The organism is Leucobacter faecis, from assembly GCF_054456635.2.
Map to the genome: position 1 here is coordinate 170,676 of NZ_JBTJEP020000002.1, position 22,137 is coordinate 192,812.

20 protein-coding genes are annotated in these 22,137 nt (G+C 63.5%); all 20 read right to left on the reverse strand.

Going from position 1 to position 22,137, the window contains the following annotated elements; translation table 11 throughout:
* Positions 1 to 19: 19 nt before the first annotated feature.
* Positions 20 to 952, reverse strand: a complete 933-nt coding sequence (miaA, locus tag ACXR2T_RS02510; protein ID WP_458838223.1) for a tRNA (adenosine(37)-N6)-dimethylallyltransferase MiaA — start codon at positions 950 to 952, stop codon at positions 20 to 22.
* Positions 949 to 2,499 (reverse strand): tRNA (N6-isopentenyl adenosine(37)-C2)-methylthiotransferase MiaB, encoded by a 1,551-nt coding sequence (gene miaB, locus ACXR2T_RS02515; RefSeq protein ID WP_458814268.1) that lies wholly within the window; start codon positions 2,497 to 2,499, stop codon positions 949 to 951. The genes miaA and miaB overlap by 4 nt, the downstream gene beginning before the upstream one ends.
* A gap of 67 nt (positions 2,500 to 2,566) precedes the next feature.
* Complete coding sequence (locus ACXR2T_RS02520; RefSeq protein ID WP_458838222.1) at positions 2,567 to 3,358, reverse strand: regulatory protein RecX; 792 nt, start codon at positions 3,356 to 3,358, stop codon at positions 2,567 to 2,569.
* A 4-nt stretch (positions 3,359 to 3,362) separates the two neighbouring features.
* Positions 3,363 to 4,514: a recombinase RecA gene (gene recA, locus ACXR2T_RS02525; RefSeq protein ID WP_458838221.1), complete on the reverse strand. Its 1,152-nt coding sequence runs from the start codon at positions 4,512 to 4,514 to the stop codon at positions 3,363 to 3,365.
* Between the two features lie 257 nt (positions 4,515 to 4,771).
* Positions 4,772 to 4,993, reverse strand: coding sequence for a DUF3046 domain-containing protein (locus tag ACXR2T_RS02530; protein WP_458838220.1), 222 nt, complete (start codon positions 4,991 to 4,993; stop codon positions 4,772 to 4,774).
* A gap of 17 nt (positions 4,994 to 5,010) precedes the next feature.
* Complete coding sequence (locus ACXR2T_RS02535) at positions 5,011 to 5,331, reverse strand: helix-turn-helix domain-containing protein (protein ID WP_458814260.1); 321 nt, start codon at positions 5,329 to 5,331, stop codon at positions 5,011 to 5,013.
* 199 nt (positions 5,332 to 5,530) lie between these two features.
* Entirely contained in the window at positions 5,531 to 6,037 is a 507-nt protein-coding gene (locus tag ACXR2T_RS02540; RefSeq protein WP_458838219.1) for a CinA family protein, read from the reverse strand.
* Positions 6,030 to 6,623, reverse strand: coding sequence for a CDP-diacylglycerol--glycerol-3-phosphate 3-phosphatidyltransferase (pgsA, locus tag ACXR2T_RS02545; RefSeq protein ID WP_458814256.1), 594 nt, complete (start codon positions 6,621 to 6,623; stop codon positions 6,030 to 6,032). Before pgsA ends, ACXR2T_RS02540 begins: the two co-directional genes overlap by 8 nt.
* Before the next feature lie 53 nt (positions 6,624 to 6,676).
* On the reverse strand, positions 6,677 to 9,577 hold the full coding sequence (locus tag ACXR2T_RS02550) for an FtsK/SpoIIIE family DNA translocase (protein WP_458838218.1): 2,901 nt from the start codon (positions 9,575 to 9,577) through the stop codon (positions 6,677 to 6,679).
* 99 nt (positions 9,578 to 9,676) lie between these two features.
* Positions 9,677 to 10,699 carry a lipid II:glycine glycyltransferase FemX gene (locus ACXR2T_RS02555; RefSeq protein ID WP_458838217.1) on the reverse strand — a complete coding sequence of 341 codons (1,023 nt, stop codon included), beginning with the start codon at positions 10,697 to 10,699 and terminating at the stop codon, positions 9,677 to 9,679.
* On the reverse strand, positions 10,696 to 12,315 hold the full coding sequence (gene murJ, locus ACXR2T_RS02560) for a murein biosynthesis integral membrane protein MurJ (RefSeq protein ID WP_458838216.1): 1,620 nt from the start codon (positions 12,313 to 12,315) through the stop codon (positions 10,696 to 10,698). The genes ACXR2T_RS02555 and murJ overlap by 4 nt, the downstream gene beginning before the upstream one ends.
* Positions 12,315 to 13,448, reverse strand: a complete 1,134-nt coding sequence (locus ACXR2T_RS02565; protein ID WP_458814248.1) for a lipid II:glycine glycyltransferase FemX — start codon at positions 13,446 to 13,448, stop codon at positions 12,315 to 12,317. Before ACXR2T_RS02565 ends, murJ begins: the two co-directional genes overlap by 1 nt.
* A 3-nt stretch (positions 13,449 to 13,451) precedes the next feature.
* A complete protein-coding gene (locus tag ACXR2T_RS02570; RefSeq protein ID WP_458814246.1) occupies positions 13,452 to 15,128 on the reverse strand; it encodes a ribonuclease J in 1,677 nt (558 codons plus the stop codon).
* A gap of 15 nt (positions 15,129 to 15,143) precedes the next feature.
* A complete protein-coding gene (gene dapA / locus ACXR2T_RS02575) occupies positions 15,144 to 16,121 on the reverse strand; it encodes a 4-hydroxy-tetrahydrodipicolinate synthase (protein WP_458814244.1) in 978 nt (325 codons plus the stop codon).
* Positions 16,122 to 16,187: 66 nt separating this feature from the next.
* Positions 16,188 to 16,709, reverse strand: a complete 522-nt coding sequence (locus tag ACXR2T_RS02580; RefSeq protein WP_458838215.1) for a dihydrofolate reductase — start codon at positions 16,707 to 16,709, stop codon at positions 16,188 to 16,190.
* Between the two features lie 15 nt (positions 16,710 to 16,724).
* Positions 16,725 to 17,534: a thymidylate synthase gene (locus tag ACXR2T_RS02585; RefSeq protein ID WP_458838214.1), complete on the reverse strand. Its 810-nt coding sequence runs from the start codon at positions 17,532 to 17,534 to the stop codon at positions 16,725 to 16,727.
* A gap of 297 nt (positions 17,535 to 17,831) precedes the next feature.
* Positions 17,832 to 19,430 carry an APC family permease gene (locus tag ACXR2T_RS02590; RefSeq protein ID WP_458838213.1) on the reverse strand — a complete coding sequence of 533 codons (1,599 nt, stop codon included), beginning with the start codon at positions 19,428 to 19,430 and terminating at the stop codon, positions 17,832 to 17,834.
* Between the two features lie 157 nt (positions 19,431 to 19,587).
* Positions 19,588 to 20,046 (reverse strand): hypothetical protein, encoded by a 459-nt coding sequence (locus ACXR2T_RS02595; protein WP_458838212.1) that lies wholly within the window; start codon positions 20,044 to 20,046, stop codon positions 19,588 to 19,590.
* Complete coding sequence (dapB, locus tag ACXR2T_RS02600; protein ID WP_458838211.1) at positions 20,046 to 20,783, reverse strand: 4-hydroxy-tetrahydrodipicolinate reductase; 738 nt, start codon at positions 20,781 to 20,783, stop codon at positions 20,046 to 20,048. The genes ACXR2T_RS02595 and dapB overlap by 1 nt, the downstream gene beginning before the upstream one ends.
* On the reverse strand, positions 20,780 to 22,135 hold the full coding sequence (locus tag ACXR2T_RS02605; protein WP_458838210.1) for a M16 family metallopeptidase: 1,356 nt from the start codon (positions 22,133 to 22,135) through the stop codon (positions 20,780 to 20,782). Before ACXR2T_RS02605 ends, dapB begins: the two co-directional genes overlap by 4 nt.
* Positions 22,136 to 22,137 lie beyond the last annotated feature (2 nt).

A 22,137-nucleotide genomic window follows, 5' to 3' on the forward strand; every position in this document is an offset into this window, starting at 1 on the left:
GTGTATGGGGCAGGCCCCGCTAGGCTGCGGGCGACTCCCCCAGCACAGCATCAATGTCTGGGCCCGTCACGTGCTCGATGCCCGGATAGCGTTTGAACCACGCCACCTGCCTGCGCGCGTATCTGCGCGTGAGCGCCTGCGTCTCGGCGATCGCGTCAGCCTCGGTAAGCCGCCCCTGAATCTGGCCGAGCGCCTGCGCGTAGCCGATCGCGCGGCTCGCCGTCACGCCACGTTCAATGCCGCGAGGAATGAGCCCGCGTACCTCGTCGATCAAACCTGCCGCCCACATCTGCTCCACGCGCGCGTCGAGGCGCGCTACGAGCGCCGCTCGCTCACAATCAACGCTCACGAGCCGGGTGGCTGGCCGCCACAGCTCTGGCTCGCTCGGCAACGTGACGCGCGCATCGCCGCCAAGTAGCGCGACTTCGAGCGCCCGCACGACGCGCCTAGGGTTACGAGCGTCTACCGCGGCCGCCGTCTCGGGCGAAAGCTCGGCGAGGCGCGCAAGCAGCGCGGCGGTACCGTGCGCTGCCGCCTCGGCTTCAAGCTGTGCCCTGATCGCTTCGTCTCGGGGAGGAAACTGGAAGTCGTAGACCACGCTCGATACGTAGAGTCCGGATCCGCCCACGAGAATGGCGTCGGCGCCGCGCGCGTGAATCTCGTCGATCACGCGGCGTGCCCGTGGCTGATACCACGCGACCGTTGCTTCTTTCGTTGGATCAAGCACGTCAAACAGGTGGTGTGGGATCCCGCACCGGTCTGCTTCGGGCAGCTTCGCCGTGCCGATGTCCATGCCACGGTAGAACTGCATCGCGTCAGCGTTCACGATCTCGGCCGGGCGACCACCGGCCGCGAGCCGCTCGGCGAGCGCGAGCGACAGCGCAGACTTGCCGGTGCCGGTCGCACCTACCACGGCCCACAGAGTCGGCGGCTGAGCCGCGACCGCGCTCATCGCGTGCGAATGGTGGGGAGGCCCAGGTTTACCGCCTTAGGAGCTCCCCCGGCCGCAGGGGTGGGCACGCCGCAGCTCTCAGCCTGCCTGCGATCCCACGCGTCGCCAGCCCGCGTGCGCCGTACCCTGTACCCGGCAGGCTCGTCGGCGATCAAGAAGTGCGGCGCCGCGCTCGTCACCTGCACGGTAACAACGTCGCCTGGGCGCGGCTCTTCGGCCCCTTCGGGCACCGAAAAGTGCACGAGCCGGTTGTCTTCGGCACGGCCCGATAGTCGGCTCTGCGCGGAGTCTTTCTTGCCGCTGCCCGCCGACACCAGCACCTCGACGGTGCGGCCGATCTGGGCGTGGTTTTCGCGCAGTGACATCTGTTCCTGCAGCTCGTGCAGGCGTTCGTATCGACGCTGCACGACCTCCTTGGGCAGCTGGTTCTCCATCTCAGCGGCGGGTGTGCCCGGGCGGATGGAGTACTGGAAGGTGAATGCACTCTGAAACCTTGAGGCTTCAACGACCCGCATCGTGTCTTCAAAGTCTTCTTCAGTTTCGCCGGGAAACCCGACAATGATGTCGGTGGTGATCGCAGCGTCGGGCATCTTTTCGCGTACACGATCGAGAATGCCCAGGTACTTCTTCGAACGGTACGACCTACGCATCGCTTTGAGTACCGCATCTGAACCGGACTGCAGTGGCATGTGCAGTGACGGCATCACGTTGTGCGTTTCGGCCATTGCGTCGATCACGTCATCGGTAAACGCGGCGGGGTGAGGGCTTGTGAAGCGCACACGTTCAAGGCCGTCAATTTCGCCCATGGCACGCAGCAACTTACCAAATGCGAGCTTGTCACCGAACTCGACACCGTACGTGTTGACGTTCTGCCCGAGTAACGTGACTTCAATGGCGCCGTCGTCGACGAGGGCCTGCACTTCTGCGAGAATGTCGCCGGGGCGGCGGTCTTTCTCCTTACCACGCAGTGCGGGAACGATGCAGAACGTGCAGGTGTTGTTGCAGCCGACCGAAATGGACACCCAACCGCTCGAAGCTGAGTCGCGCTTCGTGGGAAGCGTGGAGGGGAAGATCTCAAGCGCTTCAAGGATCTCGACCTGCGCCTCTTCGTTGTGCCGGGCTCGCTCAAGGAGCACCGGCAATGACCCCATGTTGTGGGTTCCAAACACCACATCGACCCAGGGCGCCTTCTCGACGATGGTGCCCTGATCTTTTTGCGCGAGGCAGCCGCCAACAGCGATTTGCATGCCCTCGTGTTCGCGCTTCACGCTCGCGAGGTAGCCCAGGTTGCCGTACAGCTTCTGGGCCGCGTTCTCGCGCACCGCGCAGGTGTTGATCACGACGACGTCTGCCCGCTCAGACGGATCTGCGGCCACATAGCCCGCCGCCTCGAGGGAGCCCGCAAGCCGTTCGGAGTCGTGCACATTCATCTGGCAGCCGAGCGTGCGCACCGAATAGCTGCGCGGGCTTCCATCGGGTCGCAGTGCGGCGGGTGACGTCGCAATCGCGGTCTGATCTAAGACTGCTTCGGTTGGTGCAAAACTCATGCGCACCAGTCTACCGGCGGGCTGCTGAGGTTCTGGTCACGGGATTGCGTGTAGCACCCGGAGAGCGCTATTCGAAGCGCACCCCACTACCACTACGCCCACGTTTGCCCAGTCCACCGCCGTCGAGCGCTTCGTTGACCGCGCGCATCGCCGGTTCACCCGACCAGCCACGCCGAGCAAGAAACCCGATGAGCCTACGCTGAGCGGTAGCGCGGTCGAGACCACCCAACTTCTCGGCGCGCTTCGCCGCTGCCTCACACAACAAAGCGTACTCTTCGTCAGTGTCGAGCTCGCCGATCACCTCGTCGATAACCGCATCTGGAAGTTTGCGCTCGCGTAGTTTACGCGTGATCTGGCCGCGGCTCGCACCCTTAGAGGAGCGGAGCTTCTCTGCTTGCACGCGTGCCAGCCCGAGATCATCAAGGTAGTGGCTGTCGATGAACTCGTCGATCACCAGCGCGACTTCGTCGGAGGGGTGCTCGAGTGCCAGCAAATCAGCACGTAGTTCACCGCTCGACTTGGCACGACGAGCCAGCAAACGTACGGCGTCATCGTACGCTGGCCCACGATCTGCAGGCTCTTCTTCAGCGCACTCAGCCTCAACGCCAGCAGGGATCGCGGCTGGTACCGCGGACACACACGGCTCGTCCACCCGGGGCGACTCGTCTACCAAGGACCGCACCTCGGATTCAGTCTCAGTCGCGCCTGAATCCGAGGTTGGCGCGTCGCCCTCCGCAGCGGCATCCGCATCGGTCGCGCGAAGCCACGACCGCATCTCTACCACCTCTGCGAGGTTCTCGGTCGATTCTCGCGGTGTCGACGCACGCTCCTCGGGGGGCGGCAGAAAGCGAACCGCCATGGGACTAGGCGCTCGCCCGCTGCGGTGCCGCCTTTGCAGCCGCAGGGGCCTTCACGTCGGCCTTCGTGCCAGCTTTTGCATCGCCAGCCTTGGCCTCGGCAGCCTTTGCATCAGACTTTGTATCAGCTTTCGCCTCAGTCGGTGCTGCGTCCTCAGATCGGCCGTTCACGCCGAGCTTCGTGAGAATCTTCTCTTCAATTTCGAGCGCCATTTCGGGGTTGTTGATGAGGAACCTGCGAGCGTTCTCCATGCCCTGCCCGAGCTGGTCGCCCTCATATGTGAACCACGCGCCGCTCTTCTTAATGAAGTTGTGCTCGACGCCATAGTCGATGAGCGATCCCTCGCGAGAAATGCCTTTGCCGTACAGGATGTCAAACTCGGCCTGCTTGAACGGCGGCGCCATCTTATTCTTAACAACCTTCACGCGGGTGCGGTTACCGACCGCGTCGGTGCCTTCTTTAAGCGTCTGAATGCGGCGAATATCGAGGCGCACCGAGGCATAGAACTTGAGCGCCTTACCACCCGACGTGGTCTCGGGGCTACCGAAGAACACGCCAACCTTTTCACGCAGCTGGTTAATGAAGATACAAGTGGTCTTTGTTGCATTCAAGCTGCCGGTGATCTTGCGCAGCGCTTGCGACATGAGGCGGGCCTGCAGACCCACGTGGCTGTCGCCCATATCGCCATCGATCTCAGCCTTAGGCACCAGCGCTGCGACGGAGTCAATCACTACAAGGTCGACCGAACCCGAACGAATGAGCATGTCGGCGATCTCGAGCGCCTGCTCGCCCGTGTCGGGCTGAGCCACGAGCAACGCGTCGATGTCTACGCCGAGCTTCTGGGCATACTCGGGATCCAGGGCATGCTCGGCGTCAATGAACGCCGCGATACCACCCGCGCGTTGCGCGTTGGCAATTGCGTGCAGCGTGAGCGTGGTCTTGCCTGACGACTCAGGGCCGTAGATCTCAATGATGCGGCCCCGCGGCAACCCGCCTATTCCGAGCGCGACGTCGAGCGCTACCGAACCGGTCGGAATAACCTCTACAGGCGCGCGCTCAGCGCTGCCCATGCGCATGATCGCGCCTTTGCCAAAGTTCTTGTCGATCTGAGCAAGAGCTGCTTCGAGAGCCTTCTCGCGATCTTTGGGTGCTGCCATGATGTGTCCTCACTCGTGAGCGGCGTCGCCGCGTGGTTGCTGCCTACCGACTGTCGATGCCGCATGCGGCCGACAAGGCATTAGGTGTCGATGTCTCACACGTTATGACCAACCACCGACATCGGGAAGCCCCCGAGCCGAAGCTGTGCATAACGCGTTAGCTAGACGCCCTGTGGACGAAGCTACCACCTATCGAACGGATCTTCGAGGACGGCTCGGCGTGTCGCACATCAACGATCCCGGGCACCTACATCGCCCTACTTCGGCGCAGACTTCAACCCGCGGCCATGCCTGCGCGTTTCGGGTACGTCAAGGTCGGCGCAGAGCGACTCCCAGACCACCCTCGCATCTACCCCGGCAGCCAGCGCTTCTTGGGCGGTCGCCCCGAGCGCACGCAACCAGTGATCCCGCAGCAGCACTGCCGCATAGTCTTCACCAAACTCGGCCGCGCAGGCCCGGCGAAACTCGCTGATCCTCACGTTCGAACTAGCTCTGGTTAAGAAACGAGCTCGGGCGCAAAGCCCGCCACAAAATCAGCCGGCACAGTGTCGGGCACGCGCCCTGCCATGGGCAGCGAGAGGCCCTCAACGACAGCAAGGCGCTCACTCACTTCGCCCATAATGACCGAGAGGGGAGTTTCGAGCGCGTCTGCGACCGCCGCGAGAATTTCACTCGAGGCCTCTTTCTGCCCGCGCTCCACCTCACTGAGGTAACCAAGCGCTACACTCGCTTCACCGGCCACCTGTCGCAGGGTACGACCCTTCTGCAACCGGAAGTCACGTAGTACGTCGCCGATCTCTTGACGCATCAGCACCATGTGAACCCTCCCTCACTTGCACAACAGCAGTTAGTGCAATAACCATACCTGTTTCAGCCGAGAATCCCCCAACCGAGCGGCGTATTTTCTGCGCCACTAGAGGTAACCGAGAGCCTACCGCCTCTATTCCTGAAACTTCGCTGAACCTGAGTGGAGTCGACTCAAGTTCTCAATTATTACAGGGCCATCGCAGGTTGCTTCAACTGGCAAGGCGACCGAGCTCTTCGCTCAGCATCGCAAGCGCGGCCGCCACTGTCGCCTCCCGGATCGCAGCGCGATCGCCCTCGAACATGAATAACTCAGCTCGCTCGCTCGCTGGCGAGCTCACCCCGATCCATACTGTGCCCGGCGGCTGTCCAGTCGCCCAGTCTGCGTCGGGGCCCGCGACACCCGTCGTCGCGACCCCAACGAGGGCAGGGTTACCGTCCACTGCGCAGGCGCTGCGCACACCTCGCGCCATCTGCTGCGCAACACGCTCGTCAACCGGTCCCGCTTCACGCAACAGTGCCGCTTCAACCCCCAGCAGCGTGTGTTTCAGTTCGGTGTCGTAGGCCACAATGCCGCCTGAGAAGACATTCGAAGCGCCGGGCACGCTCACGATCGCATCGGTTACCAGCCCGCCCGAGAGCGATTCGGCCACCGCAATGCGCGCACCAATCATACGAGCACGAGCAACAATGGTGTGCGCGAGTACTGTCTCAGCCACGCTTGGCTCCGCTTGAGCGAGCGAACGCGATGATGTAATCAATACCACTGAGCACTGTGAGCGCGACCGCAATGGTCATCGTCACGACGTTAGCCCAGTATGCGATCGGAGCGAAGTCACCCAAGATTTGCGCGAACGGCGCGAGCGCGAGCGTGATGGCGACTGACTGCGCCACGGTCTTCAGCTTGCCCATCCACGCCGCCGCCACGACTACGTCGTGCGCGACGATCAGCCGGTGCACCGTAATGCCCACTTCGCGCACGAGCACGACGATCGTGATCCACCAGGGCAACTCGGCGATGATCGAGAGCCCAACAAGCGCCGCCCCAGTTAGAAACTTATCGGCGATCGGATCAAGCAGTTTGCCGAGATCGGTGATGAGTCCACGAGACCGCGCGAGGTGACCGTCCCACGCATCGGTCGCGATCGCGAGCACGAAGAAAGCCGCGCTTGCCCACCGCAGCGCTTCATTTTGTCCGCCTTGGGCGAGTAATAGCCAGAGAAAAAATGGTGTTGCGACGATGCGCGCAGCCGTGATGATGTTAGGGGCGTTCCAGTTGCTGGGTTTCGCGGCGGTGTCGTTCACTCGGTTCTCGTTTCGGTTGGGCCGGTGCGTGGGGAGCAAGTAATTACGAGCGCTTAATCGCGGCCAGTCAGCTGCCAGGCGTCTTCATCGCCGCTAGTGTCGGTGCCGTCGACTTCTTCAAGACCTGCCTGGTAGGCGGCTACGGGGTCATCGTAACGGCTGTCGGGCTCGACGGCAGAGGCAACTTGCGCCGAGGTTACTGACTGCGCAGCGGGAGCCGTCGGTACGGGCGTAGCCGCGGGCGCGGCGGGCATACCCTTAATGCGCGCGAGTACTTCTGGCAGCTGCTCGGGCGCCACGAGCACGTCACGCGCCTTCGACCCCTCTGAGGGGCCGACAATCTCGCGCGATTCCATCAGGTCCATCAGTCGACCTGCCTTCGCAAACCCGACCCGCAGCTTGCGCTGCAGCATCGATGTCGAACCGAACTGCGAGCTCACTACAAGGTCGACCGCCGCCAGGAGCACTTCGAGGTCGTCACCGATATCGGCGTCGATCTCTTTCTTCTCGACCACCTGTGCCACGTCGGCGCGGTACTCGGGCTGCGCCTGGGCTTTGACGTGGGAGACGACTTCGGCGATCTCTGCCTCGCCTACCCACGCGCCCTGCACACGCACAGGACTCGATTCACCGTTCAAGAGAAGCAAGCCATCGCCCTGGCCGATAAGCCGTTCAGCGCCCACTTCGTCTAGGATCACGCGCGAATCGGTGCCAGAGGCCACTGCGAAGGCATACCTGCTGGGCACGTTCGATTTGATGACACCGGTGACCACATTGACCGAGGGGCGCTGGGTGGCGAGCACGAGGTGGATGCCCGCTGCGCGCGCGAGCTGGGTGATGCGCTGAATCGAATCTTCGACATCTCGCGGAGCGACCAGCATGAGGTCGGCGAGCTCGTCGACCACGACCAACAAGTAGGGGTAGGGCTTGAGCTTACGCTCGCTCCCCTCGGGCAGCACGATGCTACCCGAGCGTACGGCCTCGTTGAAGTCATCAATGTGACGAAACCCGAAGCTCGCGAGATCGTCGTAGCGCATGTCCATCTCTTTCACGACCCACTGCAGCGCTTCGGCCGCCTTCTTGGGGTTCGTGATGATGGGGGTGATCAGGTGCGGTACACCCTGGTAGACCGTGAGTTCGACGCGCTTGGGGTCAACGAGCACCATGCGCACCTGCTCGGGCGTCGCCCGCATCAAAATGCTCGTGATCATCGAGTTAATGAAGCTCGATTTACCCGAGCCGGTTGCGCCCGCGACGAGCAGGTGCGGCATCTTCGCGAGGTTCGCGACCACGAACCCGCCCTTCACGTCTTTGCCCACACCGATAGCCATCGGGTGGGTCGTGCGCTGGGCTCTGTGCGAGCGCAGCACGTCGCCCAGGGCCACGTTCTCGCGGTCCTTGTTAGGAATCTCGATACCAATCGCACTCTTACCGGGGATCGGCGAAAGGATGCGCACCTCATTCGATGCCACCGCATACGACAGGTTCTTGGACAGCGCCGTCACTTTCTCGACCTTCACGCCCGGGCCAAGCTCGACTTCGTACTGCGTCACCGTCGGGCCGCGCGAGAAACCCGATACTCGGGCATCAACCTTGAACTCTTCAAACACGCGCCCAATGGCGGCAGTGATTTGGTCGTTGGCCTCGGTGCGCGCGAGCGGCGCGGCCCCTGCGGCGAGTGTCATCTCGTCGGGCAGCTGGTATTCCCTGGCCGCGTTCGGATCGTGCGGCGGCGCGACCACAAACGGTGTGGTGGCGGTAAGTGGTTCGGGTGCCTCTGGTTCAGGGTCAACTGAGCCCGCGAAGTCATCCCACGAGTCATCACCCAGCCCCGATGCACGCGCGGCCCCAGAAGCGTCGGCGGCCGCCACCGCGGCCTCAGCGTGATCAAGCGAATCGAACAGGTCGGCGGGGAACACATCGGTCGGTGCCGCGGCAGCGGTGTCGGGTGCGGGCGTAACGCTTTCCGAAGCGCTCTCGGTCTCAACGTCATCGGTCGCGAAGGCGCTCTCGAACGCCCCTTCGGCGCTGCCGGGAGCGAGCGCCGCGTCGAGTGCGGCCTGGTTGCCCGCGTATTCGGGGTCAACCTCGCGCCCCGTCGAGTTGCGGCGCCACCACGGCATCGCCCCCGCCTCAGGCTTTGGTTCGTCGTCTTCGTGGTCTGCGAGATCGAATAGCGGAGTCTGCTTGTCTTTGCCGCGTTTGCCCCGCTGCGCAGGCGCGTCGGTTCCGGGGGCTGGTTCTTCGGTCTCCACCACCCCAAAGAGAAAGGCGTACGCCTCTTTCAGGCGCCGCCCAATGCGGCTCGGTGGCGTCTTCGTCACGATCAGCACAGACAGCAACAGCACGATCGAGAGCACCGGCACGGCGACCCAGATGGTGAGCGCGTAGAGCGGGGTGCCCACCATCCACCCCAGCAGTCCCCCTGCTTCAGCGAGCGCAGGCATTCCGTCTTGTGGTTGCGGTAGCCCACCGTAGATATGGGTGATGCCCGAGACACTCATAATCGCGAGAAACAGTCCGATAGCAATGCGCCTGTTGTCGTTAATGCTAGACGGATTATTAAACAGCCACATCGCGAACGCGATCATGATGATCGGAAATCCAAATGCTACGCGCCCAAAAAGACCCCCAAATGACCAGGCATCCAGTTGCACCGCGACGGGGTTAGCAATAAGAAACCACTCGATGACAGCGCCCGCGATAGCGAGCAACACGAGAAACAACGGGATCCCGTCGCGGCGGTCTGCCGGGTCAAGCGGTTCTGCCCGAAACACCCGCGCCGCGCCGCCCACGCCGTGCGCGAGAGCTTGCCACGCCCGCACAAAACCGCTTTCGGTATCGGCCGGCTGCGCAAGCACGCGGGTCTTCTCTTGGCCGCCGCCAGCACGCGCGCGAGACGACCCCGGGGTGCTCTTTCCCGATTTTGCGCGCGACGAAGATTTATTGGCCATAATTCGAGGGTACGTTCGACCTCCGACATTCGCTAGCTGACGCTCCGAGAACCGCGTAAACACGCGCCTCTTTCGCGCAGCCAGCGACTGCCTGAAGCGCTATCTGCGGCGAAGCGCTCGGACCACCCGTTTGGCGAGCGGCAGGCCTCGCGTCCAGGCCGTGTACCCGGGCCCCGGGCGATCCCACGACCCCGCCAGCAGGTTCTCGTGCGAGGCCCAGCCCTTCTTAAAGGTCGTGACACCGTCGTTGATGAGCCCACCAAAGTCATACCGGGTGATGCCCAGCTGCTTCATCTCGCGAATCACGTGCCACTTGAGCGCGTAGTTGGCGCGCAGTTTCTGACCCACCTCGTTCATACCACCGTAGAGTTCGAACGCGGTGCGATCGCTCTTCGCCATGAACAAAAAGGCGACAACCTTACCGTCGACGTACGCGGCCCACACCGGGCTGTCGTCGCCGAGCATCGTGAATGCGTCGCGGTAATACGAGTCTTCATGCAGCCCGAAATCGGCGCGCTCGCTCGTTGCGTGATACACCTCGAGGCACTCGTCGAGCTGCGCGAGAGTTTCGACCTTGCGAATCTCGAGCGACTCTTCGCGCCCCGACTTGCGCACGTACTGCCGGTGCTTCTTCGTCATGTCGGCGATCAGCGCATCTTCGTCCTTGCGCAGGTCAAGAATGAGCGTGCGCGCTGGCAGCACGGGGGTCTGTGCCTCACGCCACGACGCAGTGAGCGCGAACGCCCCATCGTCTTCGTCGGGCTCGATCGAGACAGCAACCGCGCGGCGCGAGCCACGCACATACTGCGCAATGGCGTCAGCTACCGCCCCCGGCGCGGGTGACTGCGCTGGGCGATCCGGATCGCCCAAATCCCGGGCAAGCACCGGGCCGCGAGGCGCGTACACGAAACCGCCCAGAGGCGCGGGCAGCTTGCGCGTGAGGAGCTGGCAGGCGCCAACGGTCTCGCCTGCGGCGTCGGTGACGAGCACGCGTTCGGCACTCCACCGGTGCGCGCTCTTGAGCTCGCCCCAGCCCCACAGCTGCAGCGGATGCCCGCCTAAGCGTTTCACGGTCGCGTCCCAGTGGGCGCGATCCGTGCAGGGGGTCACAGTGAGAGTCACGAAGAATTCCTTCCGAGTTTACGGGCAAGAAAGCCCGTGAGTTCTGCGAGTTCGGGTGAGCGCAACGCGCGCAATGCGACCGCGTACGCAGCCCCGACGACCAGGGCAACGACCGTGGCGAAGACAACGGCGAGGAGCGCACCAACGTGGGCAACAGAGGCGTTCAAGAGCCACGTCGCAACGAGCCCAACGAGCACAGCGGGTATCGCGGCCAGCACGAATTTGATGAGGCTCTGCGCGACTCGTCGGCCGTCGATCGACCCGATCTTGCGGCGCAGCAGCCAGGTGGCGAGCAGCGCTTGGAGCAGCGTCGCGATCGACCAGACGAGCGCGAAACCCGCGCCGATCATGGCGGGAGGCACGACGAACGGTAAGACGAGCGACAGTGCGATCACGACGCCCATCTGAACGCTCGTGAATACGAATGGCGTGCGCGTATCTGACAGCGCGTAAAAGGCGCGCTGCACAATAAACAAAAAGCTGTAGCCCGCGAGGCTAATGGAGTAGGCCTGCAGCGCGAGCGCGAACTGGTCGACCTGCAGGTCAGTCGCACCAAAGTTGATGATGCGCGAGATGAACGGCGCAGCCGCGAAAATAGCCACCGCCGCGTACATCATGACGAGCGCGATCTGACGGGTCGAAGCCGAGAAATCTTCGACGAACTCACGCATGCGCCCCGTCTGGCCCCATTCGGCGAGCCGCGTGAAGTAGGCCGTGGCGAGCGATACCGCGATCACTGAGTGCGGCATCATGAAGATCAGCCACACGTTTTGCATCGCGCTCGTCGAGGGCCCTTCGCCTGTGCCCATCGACACGATACGGTTCGTGACGATACCGCCCAGCTGCATGACGAGCACCATCGCGAGGGTCCAGCCCGCGAGCCTGGCCGTTTGGCCGAGCCCCACGCCCTTCCACTGGAAGTCGGGGCGGTACCGAATACCAGCCTTCTTCCACGACATAAACAAGATGAGCGCCTGCGCAACGATGCCAATGGTTGCACTGCCCGCGAGCACGCCGATCGAGAGCACGCTCCAGTCGAGCACGGTGCGGGTGCCGGTGCCGTCGGCGCCAAACATGACGATGAAAACGACGATGCCAGCGATCGCAATCACATTGTTTAACACGGGCGCCCACGTGAAGGGCCCAAAGATGCTCTTCGCGTTGAGCACCTCCCCCATGACCGTGTAAACGCCGTAGAAAATGACCTGCGGAATGCACCAGTACGCAAAAGCCGTTGCGAGCGCTAACTGGTCGTCTGACCAGCCCTGCACGGTGACGCGCACGATCCAGGGTGCCGCCAGCATCGCGAGCATTGTGACGCCGATCAGCGCCACCGTCACGAGCGTGAGCACCTTGTTGATGTAGCCAGCGCCCCCGTCGCTTCCGTGCGCCGCCTTCACGATCTGCGGCACGAGCACGGCGTTCAACACGCCACCCATCAAGATCATGTAGATCGTGTTGGGGAGCAGGTTGCCGTTCGCGAAGGCGTCGGCAGACACCGAGCCGACCGAGCCGATCGCGTATGCAAGCAGCATGGCCTTTGCGAGGCCGAGCACGCGTGACACCATCGTGCCCGAGGCCATGAGCGCGCTCGCTCGCATGATTCCTGCGGCCATTAGTAGTAGGGATCCTTCCAGCGCGCGAGCGACAGCCTGCGCATCACGCGGTCACCGAGCTTCGTCCACAGCGCGTAGGCCCGCGGCCTAAGCGGCAGGTCAAATGCGCCGGGGTAGTCGGTGATCTCGGCCGAAAACGACCGCTTAAACTGGCCGACACCGTGCAGCGGGTGGGCTTTGTCGTCTGCGCGGTTCGCGGGTGGCGCGCCGCACAGGTCGTGCAGCGATGCGCCCCGCTGGTTCGCCCAGCGCAGCACCTCCCACTGCAGCGCATGCGATGCACCGTAGCCCGATTTTGCGCGCACCGACGCACCGTCTTTATAGGTGGTTTTCTGCCCGAGGCCCATCGCAAATGCGCCGGCTACGAGCTCGCCATCACGGTGCGCAAGAAATACTTGCCCGTCACCGCTGCGCTGAAAACGCTGCCAGAATTCGCGGTAGTACCGTTCGCTGCGCAGCACGAACCGCCCCTCGGCGGTCTCCTGCAGCAGCCGGTAGAGCGCGGCGCAGTCCTCATCGGTCGCGGCTGCGCGGGTCACGACGATGCCGTCACGAGCGGCCCGGTTGATCGCGTTGCGTGCCTTCTTACCGAGGCTCGCGAGCAGCTCCTTATCGGCCTGTTCTGTGCCGGGTTCGGCGTCAGTGGCCACGCTCACGAGCACGGTGGAGGGATTCGGAATCACGCGTACGGTATCGATGAAACCGCGGCTCCGGATCGCGCCTGCCGCAGTCGGGTACGCCGCGACCGCGAGCCGCGGCTCGATCTTTACCAGGAATGCGCCCCGCGCACGGGCAAGACGGCCGACCGCCTCAGCCGCCTCCATCACCGATTCGACGTCTTCGCCAGCCGGACCAGCCGGCAGGTGCCACCACTCACCGAGCAGCGGCACACGCTTCGCCAGCACACCGACCGCGATGGGAGGCCGCCCCGGTCGTTCGACGATCACGCGTCGATCGAGGTATCGGCCCTCGTCGCGTTTCAGGGCAAGGTAACTCTCACCCATCCATACTTCGCCGCCGCCAGGGTTCTGCGCGATAAGCGCATCCCACGAAACGACCTCAGCCGGGGTCGCAAGCCGAGCAATCACGTCGCTCGGCTTTACGCCCCCGGCCGTACCGGGAATCCGGGTCACTCGTTACACCACCACCACGACGGGAACGATCATTGCCTTGCGGCGCAGCTTCGTGCCGACCCACCGGCCAACGGTGCGACGCACGACCTGCTGCAGGCCACGGCGATCGGTGACACCGTCATTCATGGCGTCTTCGAGGGCCTTAGCGATCTGTGGCTTGATCTTGTCGTACACGCGGGCATCTTCTGCTACGCCGCGGGCGTGAATCTCGGGGCCCGAGACGATCTGGCCGAGCGTGGTCTCAACCACGGTCACGACCGAGATGAAGCCTTCTTCTGCCATCGTGCGACGGTCACGCAGATCGTCGTCAGTGACACGACCAACGCTCTTGCCGTCTACGTAGATGTAATCGATCTCGAGCTGGCCCACTTCACGTGCCACGCCGTCAACTAGGTCGACAACAGTGCCATTTTCAGCGATCACGGTGCGGTTCTGCGGCACACCGGTTTCGATTGCGAGCGCTGCGTTAGCGACCAGCATGCGGTGTTCACCGTGAATCGGCATCACGTTCTTGGGGCGCACAATGTTGTAGCAGTACAGCAGCTCGCCAGCCGAAGCGTGGCCCGAAACGTGAACCTTAGCGTTGCCCTTGTGCACCACGTTTGCGCCGAGCTTGATGAGCCCGTCGATGATGCGGTAAACGCTGGTCTCGTTACCTGGGATCAGGCTCGAAGCAAGAATCACGGTGTCGTCTTCGCCGACCTCGATCTGGTGCTCGCGGTTCACCATGCGGCTGAGCACCGCCATCGGCTCGCCCTGTGAACCGGTCGACATGTAGACGATGCGGTGGTCGGGAATGTCGCCGCTCTTCTTCAGATCGACGATAACGCCCTCGGGCACCGTCAGGTACCCCAGATCGGCAGCAATCTTCATGTTGCGCACCATCGATCGGCCGAGCAGCACGACGCGGCGACCGTTCGCGTAGGCTGCGTCAAGCACCTGCTGCACGCGGTGCACGTGGCTCGAGAAGCTCGCCACTACGACCTTGCCGCGCGTCTTCGAGATCACCTGTTCGATGACGGGTCCGATGTTCTTCTCGGGAGAGGTGAACCCGGGCACATCGGCGTTCGTGGAGTCGGTCATGAAGAGGTCGACGCCCTCTTCGCCGAGCCGCGCGAACGCGCGCAGGTCGGTGATACGGCCGTCAAGCGGCAGCTGGTCCATCTTGAAGTCACCAGTGCCAATCACCAGCCCAGCCTCGGTACGAATCGCGACCGCAAGCGCGTCGGGAATCGAGTGGTTCACCGCGATGAACTCAAGGTCAAACGGGCCGTACTTAGCGTGTTCGTCTTCGCGCACCACGTGAGTCTTCGGGCGAATGCGGTGTTCCTTGAGCTTCGCCTCAACAAACGCGAGGGTCAGCTTCGAACCGACGAGCGGAATATCTTCGCGCATCTTGAGCAGGTACGGCACGGCACCAATGTGGTCTTCGTGGCCGTGGGTCAGCACGACCGCCACAATGTCGCTGAGCCGGTGCTCAATCTTCGAGATGTCAGGCAAAATGAGGTCGACGCCTGGCTGGTGCTCCTCAGGAAACAGCACACCACAGTCGACGATCAGCAACTTGCCGTTGATCTCGTAGACCGTCATGTTGCGGCCTACTTCTCCGAGACCACCCAGCGGAGTGATGCGGAGTGCGCCCTTCGCGAGAGCGGGAGGGGCGTAAGGGGGGTTGGGCACGGGGCCTCCTGTTTATTAGCGGGTGGTGCCTGCAATCTGGGGCAGGGCACCGCCGGCAGCCGCATTGCGGTCCGGCCTGAAGTTTGAAAGGTCGACGCCCGGAACGTCCTTGATGAGCGCGAGCTCGTCCTCAATGAGGGCGGCCTCCCACTCTTCGGGCCCTACGAGGGGCAGCCGTACCCGGGGGCTGCCAATACGGCCGAGGCCGTGAAGAATGTATTTTGCGGCAACAGTGCCGGGAACGTGCGTCATCACCGCACGCACGAGCGGTTCGAGCTGCTGGTGCACCTTGCGTGCTGTATGCAGATCGCCCGCGTTCACCGCGTCGATGATCGCGCGGTAGGGTGCAGCAGCGACGTTCGCGGTGACACCGATGAGGCCCGTAGCTCCGATCGCGAGGTGCGGCAGCACGTTCGCGTCGTCACCCGAGAAGTACATGAGGTCAGTCTGGTTGAGCACACGGCTGACCTGGCTGAAATCACCCTTCGCGTCCTTGACGGCCAGAATGTTCGGGTGCTTCGCGAGGCGCAGAATCGTCTCGTACTCAATCGGCACACCGGTGCGGCCCGGAATGTCGTACAAGATGACCGGCAGGTCGGTGGCGTCTGCCACCATGCGGAAGTGCGTCAGTAGACCCGCCTGGGTCGGCTTGTTGTAGTAGGGCGTGACGATCATGACACCGTCTGCGCCAGCCTTCTCGCTCGCTTTGTAGAGCTCAATCGCGTGTGCGGTCTCGTTTGAGCCACCGCCCGTGATGATCTTCGCGCGGCCACCCGAAACCGACTTCGCGACCTCGACGAGCTTGAGCTTCTCGGGGTCGGTGAGCGTGCTGGTTTCTCCTGTGGTGCCCGTCACTACGATGCCGTCGGCACCGTTACGAATGCACTCGTCTATATGCTTCTCGGTGGCAGCCCAATCAACCTCACCGTCAGCCTGAAAAGGCGTAACGAGCGCTACCAGTACCTGTCCGAAGGGGTTCTCATGAGTTGCCACCCGTCTAGGCTACCGTACGCGCGGCGTGTTCCTGCCCAGGCTCCGGATCCCGATGCCATTCTGGGCTCAGCCGGACCGCAGCCAGCGCTCGATCCGGAACTCGAGGCCCGTTACCGAGCGGGTGAGCTCGCCGCGCGTGGCGAGCTGCCAGCCCTCGCCGATCGCGGGGGCATAGGTATCGCCGCCCTCAATGTCGGCCTCGATGCGTGTCACGACCAGCTCGGTCGCCGCCGCGATGGACGCACCAAATAGCTCGGCTCCACCGATGTTCCAGATCACCGGATCAGCGACGCCGTCGCTTGCCGCGTCTGCGGCTCGCAGCCCCGCTTCGACAGATGCCACAACAGTGGCTCCGGGCGCTTCGTACGCGCTGTTGCGCGTGACCACGATGTTTTGGCGCCCCGGCAGCGGGCGCACGGAGCCTGGCAGCGACTCCCAAGTGCGGCGTCCCATAATGACGGGCGCACCCATTGTTGTGCGTTTGAAGTGTGCGAGGTCTTCGGGAAGGTGCCAGGGCATCGTGCCGGCCTTACCGATAACACCGCCGCGGGCCTCCGCCCAGATCAGACCCAGCCTCGTGCGTGCCACCTGTCGCGCTCCCTCTTATACCGCTACCGGCGCTTTGATGCCGGGATGATGTTCGTAACCGACGACCTCGAAGTCCGCGAGCTCGTAGTCGAAGATCGAATCTCGCTGCGTGATCTTCAGGTTCGGGTACGGGAACGCATCGCGGGCAAGCTGACGCTCTACCTGCTCAATGTGATTGTCGTAGATGTGGCAATCACCGCCAGTCCACACGAACTCGCCAGGCTCGAGCCCGGTCTGCTGCGCCACCATGAGGGTGAGCATCGCGTACGAGGCGATGTTGAAGGGCACACCGAGAAACATGTCGGCCGACCGCTGGTATAGCTGGCACGAGAGTTTGCCGTCAGCGACGTAAAACTGGAAGAACGCGTGGCAGGGCGCGAGCGCCATCTGGTCGAGCTCCGCGACGTTCCAGGCCGACACGATAAGTCTGCGCGAATCGGGGTTCGAGCGGATCTGTTCGATCACCTGTGAGATCTGGTCGATGTGCTCACCCGCGGGGGTCGGCCAGGAACGCCACTGCACCCCGTATACGGGGCCCAGGTCGCCCTGCGCGTCTGCCCACTCGTCCCAGATCGTCACGCCGTTGTCGCGCAGGTACGAGACATTGCTCTCGCCGCGCAAGAACCACAGCAGTTCGACCGCGACCGACTTAAAGTGCACGCGTTTCGTCGTGATGAGCGGAAAGGACTCTGCGAGGTCGAACCGAATCTGTCGCCCAAAGAGGCTTCGTGTGCCTGTGCCGGTGCGGTCAGACTTGGGGGTGCCGTGCTCGAGAACCTCGCGCAGCAGGTCTTCGTACGGGGTCAGAATCTCGGGAGTACTCACCCCGCGAGTTTACCCCTCGTGCCTGTGTGTCCTTCCCCCTGTCATGCTGCGCGACTTCCCTCCCCGTCATGCTGCGCGGCCTCCCTCCCCGTCATGCTGCGCGGCCTCCCTCCCCGTCATGCTGCGCGGCCTCCCTCCCCGTCATGCTGCGCGAGGAACGAGTCGCATCCAGCGCATGGATCCTGCGAGTCGCAAGCTCCCGCAGGATGACGGAAGGGAGCAAGCTCCCGCAGGATAACGACGAAAACGGGGGTGCAGCACGCGAAATGGCGCTGCACCCCCGTTCACAAACGAACCCTACGAACCTAGGCCGTCGTCGAACAGCGCCATCGCAGAAGTGTCAGACGTGGCATCAGCCTTCGACAGCACATCACCGCGGAAGAACGCGGGCGCCACCCGCGCCTGCACAAACATCAGCACAACACCGAGCCCAAGCACGACCACGCCGATGATCCCTACGAGACCGACACCGGCAATGTTGCTGCCTGAACCAAACTCCGGGTCCATGCTGTCAAGCGTCGTCTGCACGAACACAACCAGCAGCAGCACACCGCCGAGGCCCGGCAGAATGAACTTCGAGAATGCACCCCCCACGCCCTCCTTGAAGGCGGTCTTGCGGAAGTACCAGGGGCTCGCAAGCGCGGTGATGCCGTAGTAGAAGCAGACCATCATGCCGAGCGCCGTAATCGTGTCCCACAGCACGTCTTCACTGATGAAACGCATCACAGCGTAGAACGCCGAGGCGACCAGAGCCGACAGCAGCAGCGCTACGTGCGGCGACTTGTACTTGGGGTGAATCTTCTTGATCGCGGCCGGCAGCGCACCATAGTGCGACATCGCGAGCAGGGTGCGCGCGGGCGAAATCGCGGTTGAGTTGATCGATGCGAGCGCGCTCACCAAGATCGCGACCGAAAGCAAGATCGCTGCGGGTCCCATCACCGGGTTCGCGAGCGCCGCAAACACGTTCTCAGCAATCTTCGGGTTGTTGAGTCCCGTAGGCCCGTCGCCCAGACCTGCGTACGCGACCGTTGCTGTCGCCGTACCCACGTAGAGGACCACGAGAATGCCCACGAGAATCATTGCGGCCTTGCTCTCGGTCGACAGTCGACCCTTCGAAGGCTTGGTCTCTTCGCCCATCGTGAGCACCGTGTCCCAGCCCCAGTACACGAAGATCGAGACAGCAATTCCGGCGGCAAACGCGCTCACGCTCGACACCTCAAGCGGGTTAAACCACGACAGTTCTGGCATGCGACCCTCGCTGTTGGCGGGGTCTGCTGCGCCCACAAACATGGCAACGATAAACCAGATCAGGATCGCCATCTGGAACGCAACGGTGATGTACTGGAAGATCTTGGTCTCAGTCATGCCGCGGTAGGAGATGAACGTCGCGATCGCCATGAACACGAGACACACGGCAATGTTGATAAAGCGGTTACCCGAGAGCTCAGCAATTGACGGGTCACCCACAAGAATACTGATCGACTGGAACAAGAACTCGACCGCGATTCCTGCCAGGTTCGAAAGCACCAGCACGGTGGCGGCAATGAGCCCCCAACCCGCCATCCACCCGATCCACGGGCCAAACGCCCGCGATGCCCAGGTGAACGAGGTGCCCGAGTCCGGCATCGCCGAGTTCAGCGCGCGGTAGCCGATCGCGACCAGCAGCATGGGGATGAAACCCATGAGGAAGATCGCGGGAGTCTGGTAACCCACCTCGCTCGCGGCCGGGCCGACGGCCGCGGTGAGCGTGTATGCGGGGGCACAGGTCGACAGACCGATCACAAGAGCCCCGAGCACACCCACTGTGCCCGAGGGGAGCCCCTTCTTGCTGATACCGGTGTGCGAATCAAGCGTTCGCGTCTCCGGTGTCGGGGCATTTAGGTCATATTTCGCCATGTGACTTCATGCTTTCTGGCGCGCCCTATTGCGCGCGTATGCTCCAGTGTGGAGGGAACTATTGGCGCGAAAAATCTCGCGTCGCTAAAACCACTCTCGTACGGGGATCGAGTCTATGTATCTCGGCGTCAAAATACTAATCGGCGCGTGATTCATCTCAATTTTTCCCAGAATCCACCGATATCGATTGTCGAATAGCTGCACGAGCACGCTTTCGGTCGCCACAGGCGTCGTACATTAGCCCGAGTCTCGCCCACGACTGCCACTGATCCGGCGCCGCCTCGGCCGCAGCCCGGTAGCGATCGAACGAGGCGTCGAGCGCGTCTCGGTCGGGCCGCGTGCCCGCCTCGCGGGCCGCTGCCAGCTCCTCGGGCAGGTCGCCCGAGTCCGCAAGCCGGTCGACGAGGGCCGTGGCTTGCTGCCCAAAGCGCAGCTCGCGCCACAGCGCCCACGCGCCAATGAGGGGCAGGATCAACATCGCCAGCCCCATGAGCACCGGCACGATACTGCCCGAGGCAAGCAGCGCTACCGCTCGCACCCCTGTGAACACAAAGTAGAGGGCAAGCAACGCACTCATGAGGGCGACGCTCGCGATCGCCCGCGCCCGCGCGCTCATCACGCGATGCCGCCGAGTCCGAGCACTGCGTCAAGCCCGACCGTGAGACCGGTGCAGCCCGGGGCAGCCTGAAGCGCGGCGTGAATACCGGCGCGGTACGCCTCCCCCGAGTGGGTGTCGTGTGTGATCGTAAGCACTTCGCCGGGGCCACCGAACCGCACTTCTTGCTTCGCTACGACGCCCGCGAGCCTCAGACTGTGCACGGGAATTCCCGCGACGAGTTGCCCGCGCGCCGGCTGCTCGGCAAACGGCGCCTCTGTCGGCTTACCGCCGCGTGCCTCGGCCATCAGCTCGGCTGTGCGCACCGCAGTACCCGAGGGCGAATCAACCTTGTGCGGGTGGTGCGCCTCAATGATCTCAACGGCATCAAAATGCGGGGCGGCGATGCGCGCGAGCGCCGTGCCCAGTACCGAGCCCAGCGAGAAGTTGGGCACGACAATGACACCGGCCTCGGGCGTCGCCTCAAGCCGGGTGCGTAACTCGGCGAGCCGGTCGGCAGACCAGCCGCTCGTGCCGATGATCACCTTCTGGCTACGCTCGAGCGCACGCTCCACGATGCCAGCTGACGCGTCTGGGTGGCTCACATCGACGACCAGGTCGGCGTTCGCCCCGTCTTCAGGGGCCGACGTGCTGCGCAGCCGCGCCACAAGCTCAAACCCGGGCGTCGCTTCGACGACCTCGCACACTAACGTTCCCAGGCGCCCCGTGGCGCCAGCAACTGCTACTCGAACACTCATGCTTCTAAGGTACCCGCCCGCGACACGTCACCGACCGCGACGACGGTCTGCGGTCGCGACGCGATCTCGGCGGCGATCGCACGCACATCTTCGGCGGTGACGGCGTGGAACCGCTCGAGTGAGGTGTCAAGGTCGTAGAGCTCACCGCCGCCAATTTCGGCGCGGCCGAGGCGCCCCATGCGCGTATCAGAGTCTTCGAGCGCGAGCGCCGATGAACCCGCAATCTGACCGAGTGAGCGTTCCAGCTCCTCTTCGGTTACGCCTGACTCGGCCATGCGGCCCAGCTCGATGCGGCTGAGTTCGAGCACTTCCTGCGCACGCTCGGGGGCGCACCCCGCGTAGATGCCAAAGAGTCCGGCGTCAGAGTAGCTCGCACCAAACGAGTACGCGGTGTAAGCGAGACCGCGCTTCTCACGGATCTCTTGGAACAGGCGGCTCGACATGCCTCCGCCGAGCACCGAGTTCATGATCCCATAGGCGAAGCGTCGCGGGTCGTTCGATTGCAGTCCCTCGGCGCCGATCATGAGGTTGAGCTGCTCGCTCGGCCGCTCGGTGATGTGCAGCCGCTCACCGCGCGTGACGCTGCTCGCAGCCTGCGAACGACGCACGGGCGTGCCGGATCGACCGGTGTGCCACCGCTCCTCGGGTGACGCATTGAGCGCTTCGAGCACCAGGTCTACAAGCTGGTCGTGGTCAACCGCACCAGCAGCGGTAACGACCAGAGTGGTCGGATCGTAGCGCTCGCGGTAGTGCAGCATCACGTCGTCGCGCACAGCGTCTTTAATCGTCTCGGGGTGGCCACCGATGGGCCGTCCGAGCGTGTGCTCGCCAAACACGGCCTCAAACAGGCGCTCGCCCGCCACGTCTGCGAGGTCGTCGGCTGCCATCGCGATTTCTTCCAAAATCACGCCGCGCTCGGTCTCAAACTCGCCCTCGTCGATCACCGAGTTCGCGACCATGTCGGTGAGCACGGTGACGGCCCGTGTCACGTCTGCATCACGCACCTTCGCGTAATAGCAGGTGTATTCCTTTGCGGTCAGAGCGTTGTGTTCGGCGCCAATGCGGTCGAAGCTCGTCGCAATCTCAAACGCGTCACGTGTGGGCGTGCCTTTGAACAACAGGTGCTCGAGAAAGTGCGTGGAGCCGAGGCTACCGGGGGCCTCATTGTTCTCGGCCTGCTCGTCACGCGAGCCGACCCCCACCCAAAACCCGATCGTGGCACTGCGGGCGCCGGGCATGTGTTCGGTGAGCACCCGCAAGCCGCTCGGGTGCACCGTGCGGCGTACGAGGCCACCGCTTAAGTCAACCGAGAGTTCGGGCTGGTCGAGGGGCAGAAGAATGGGTTCGCGCATTA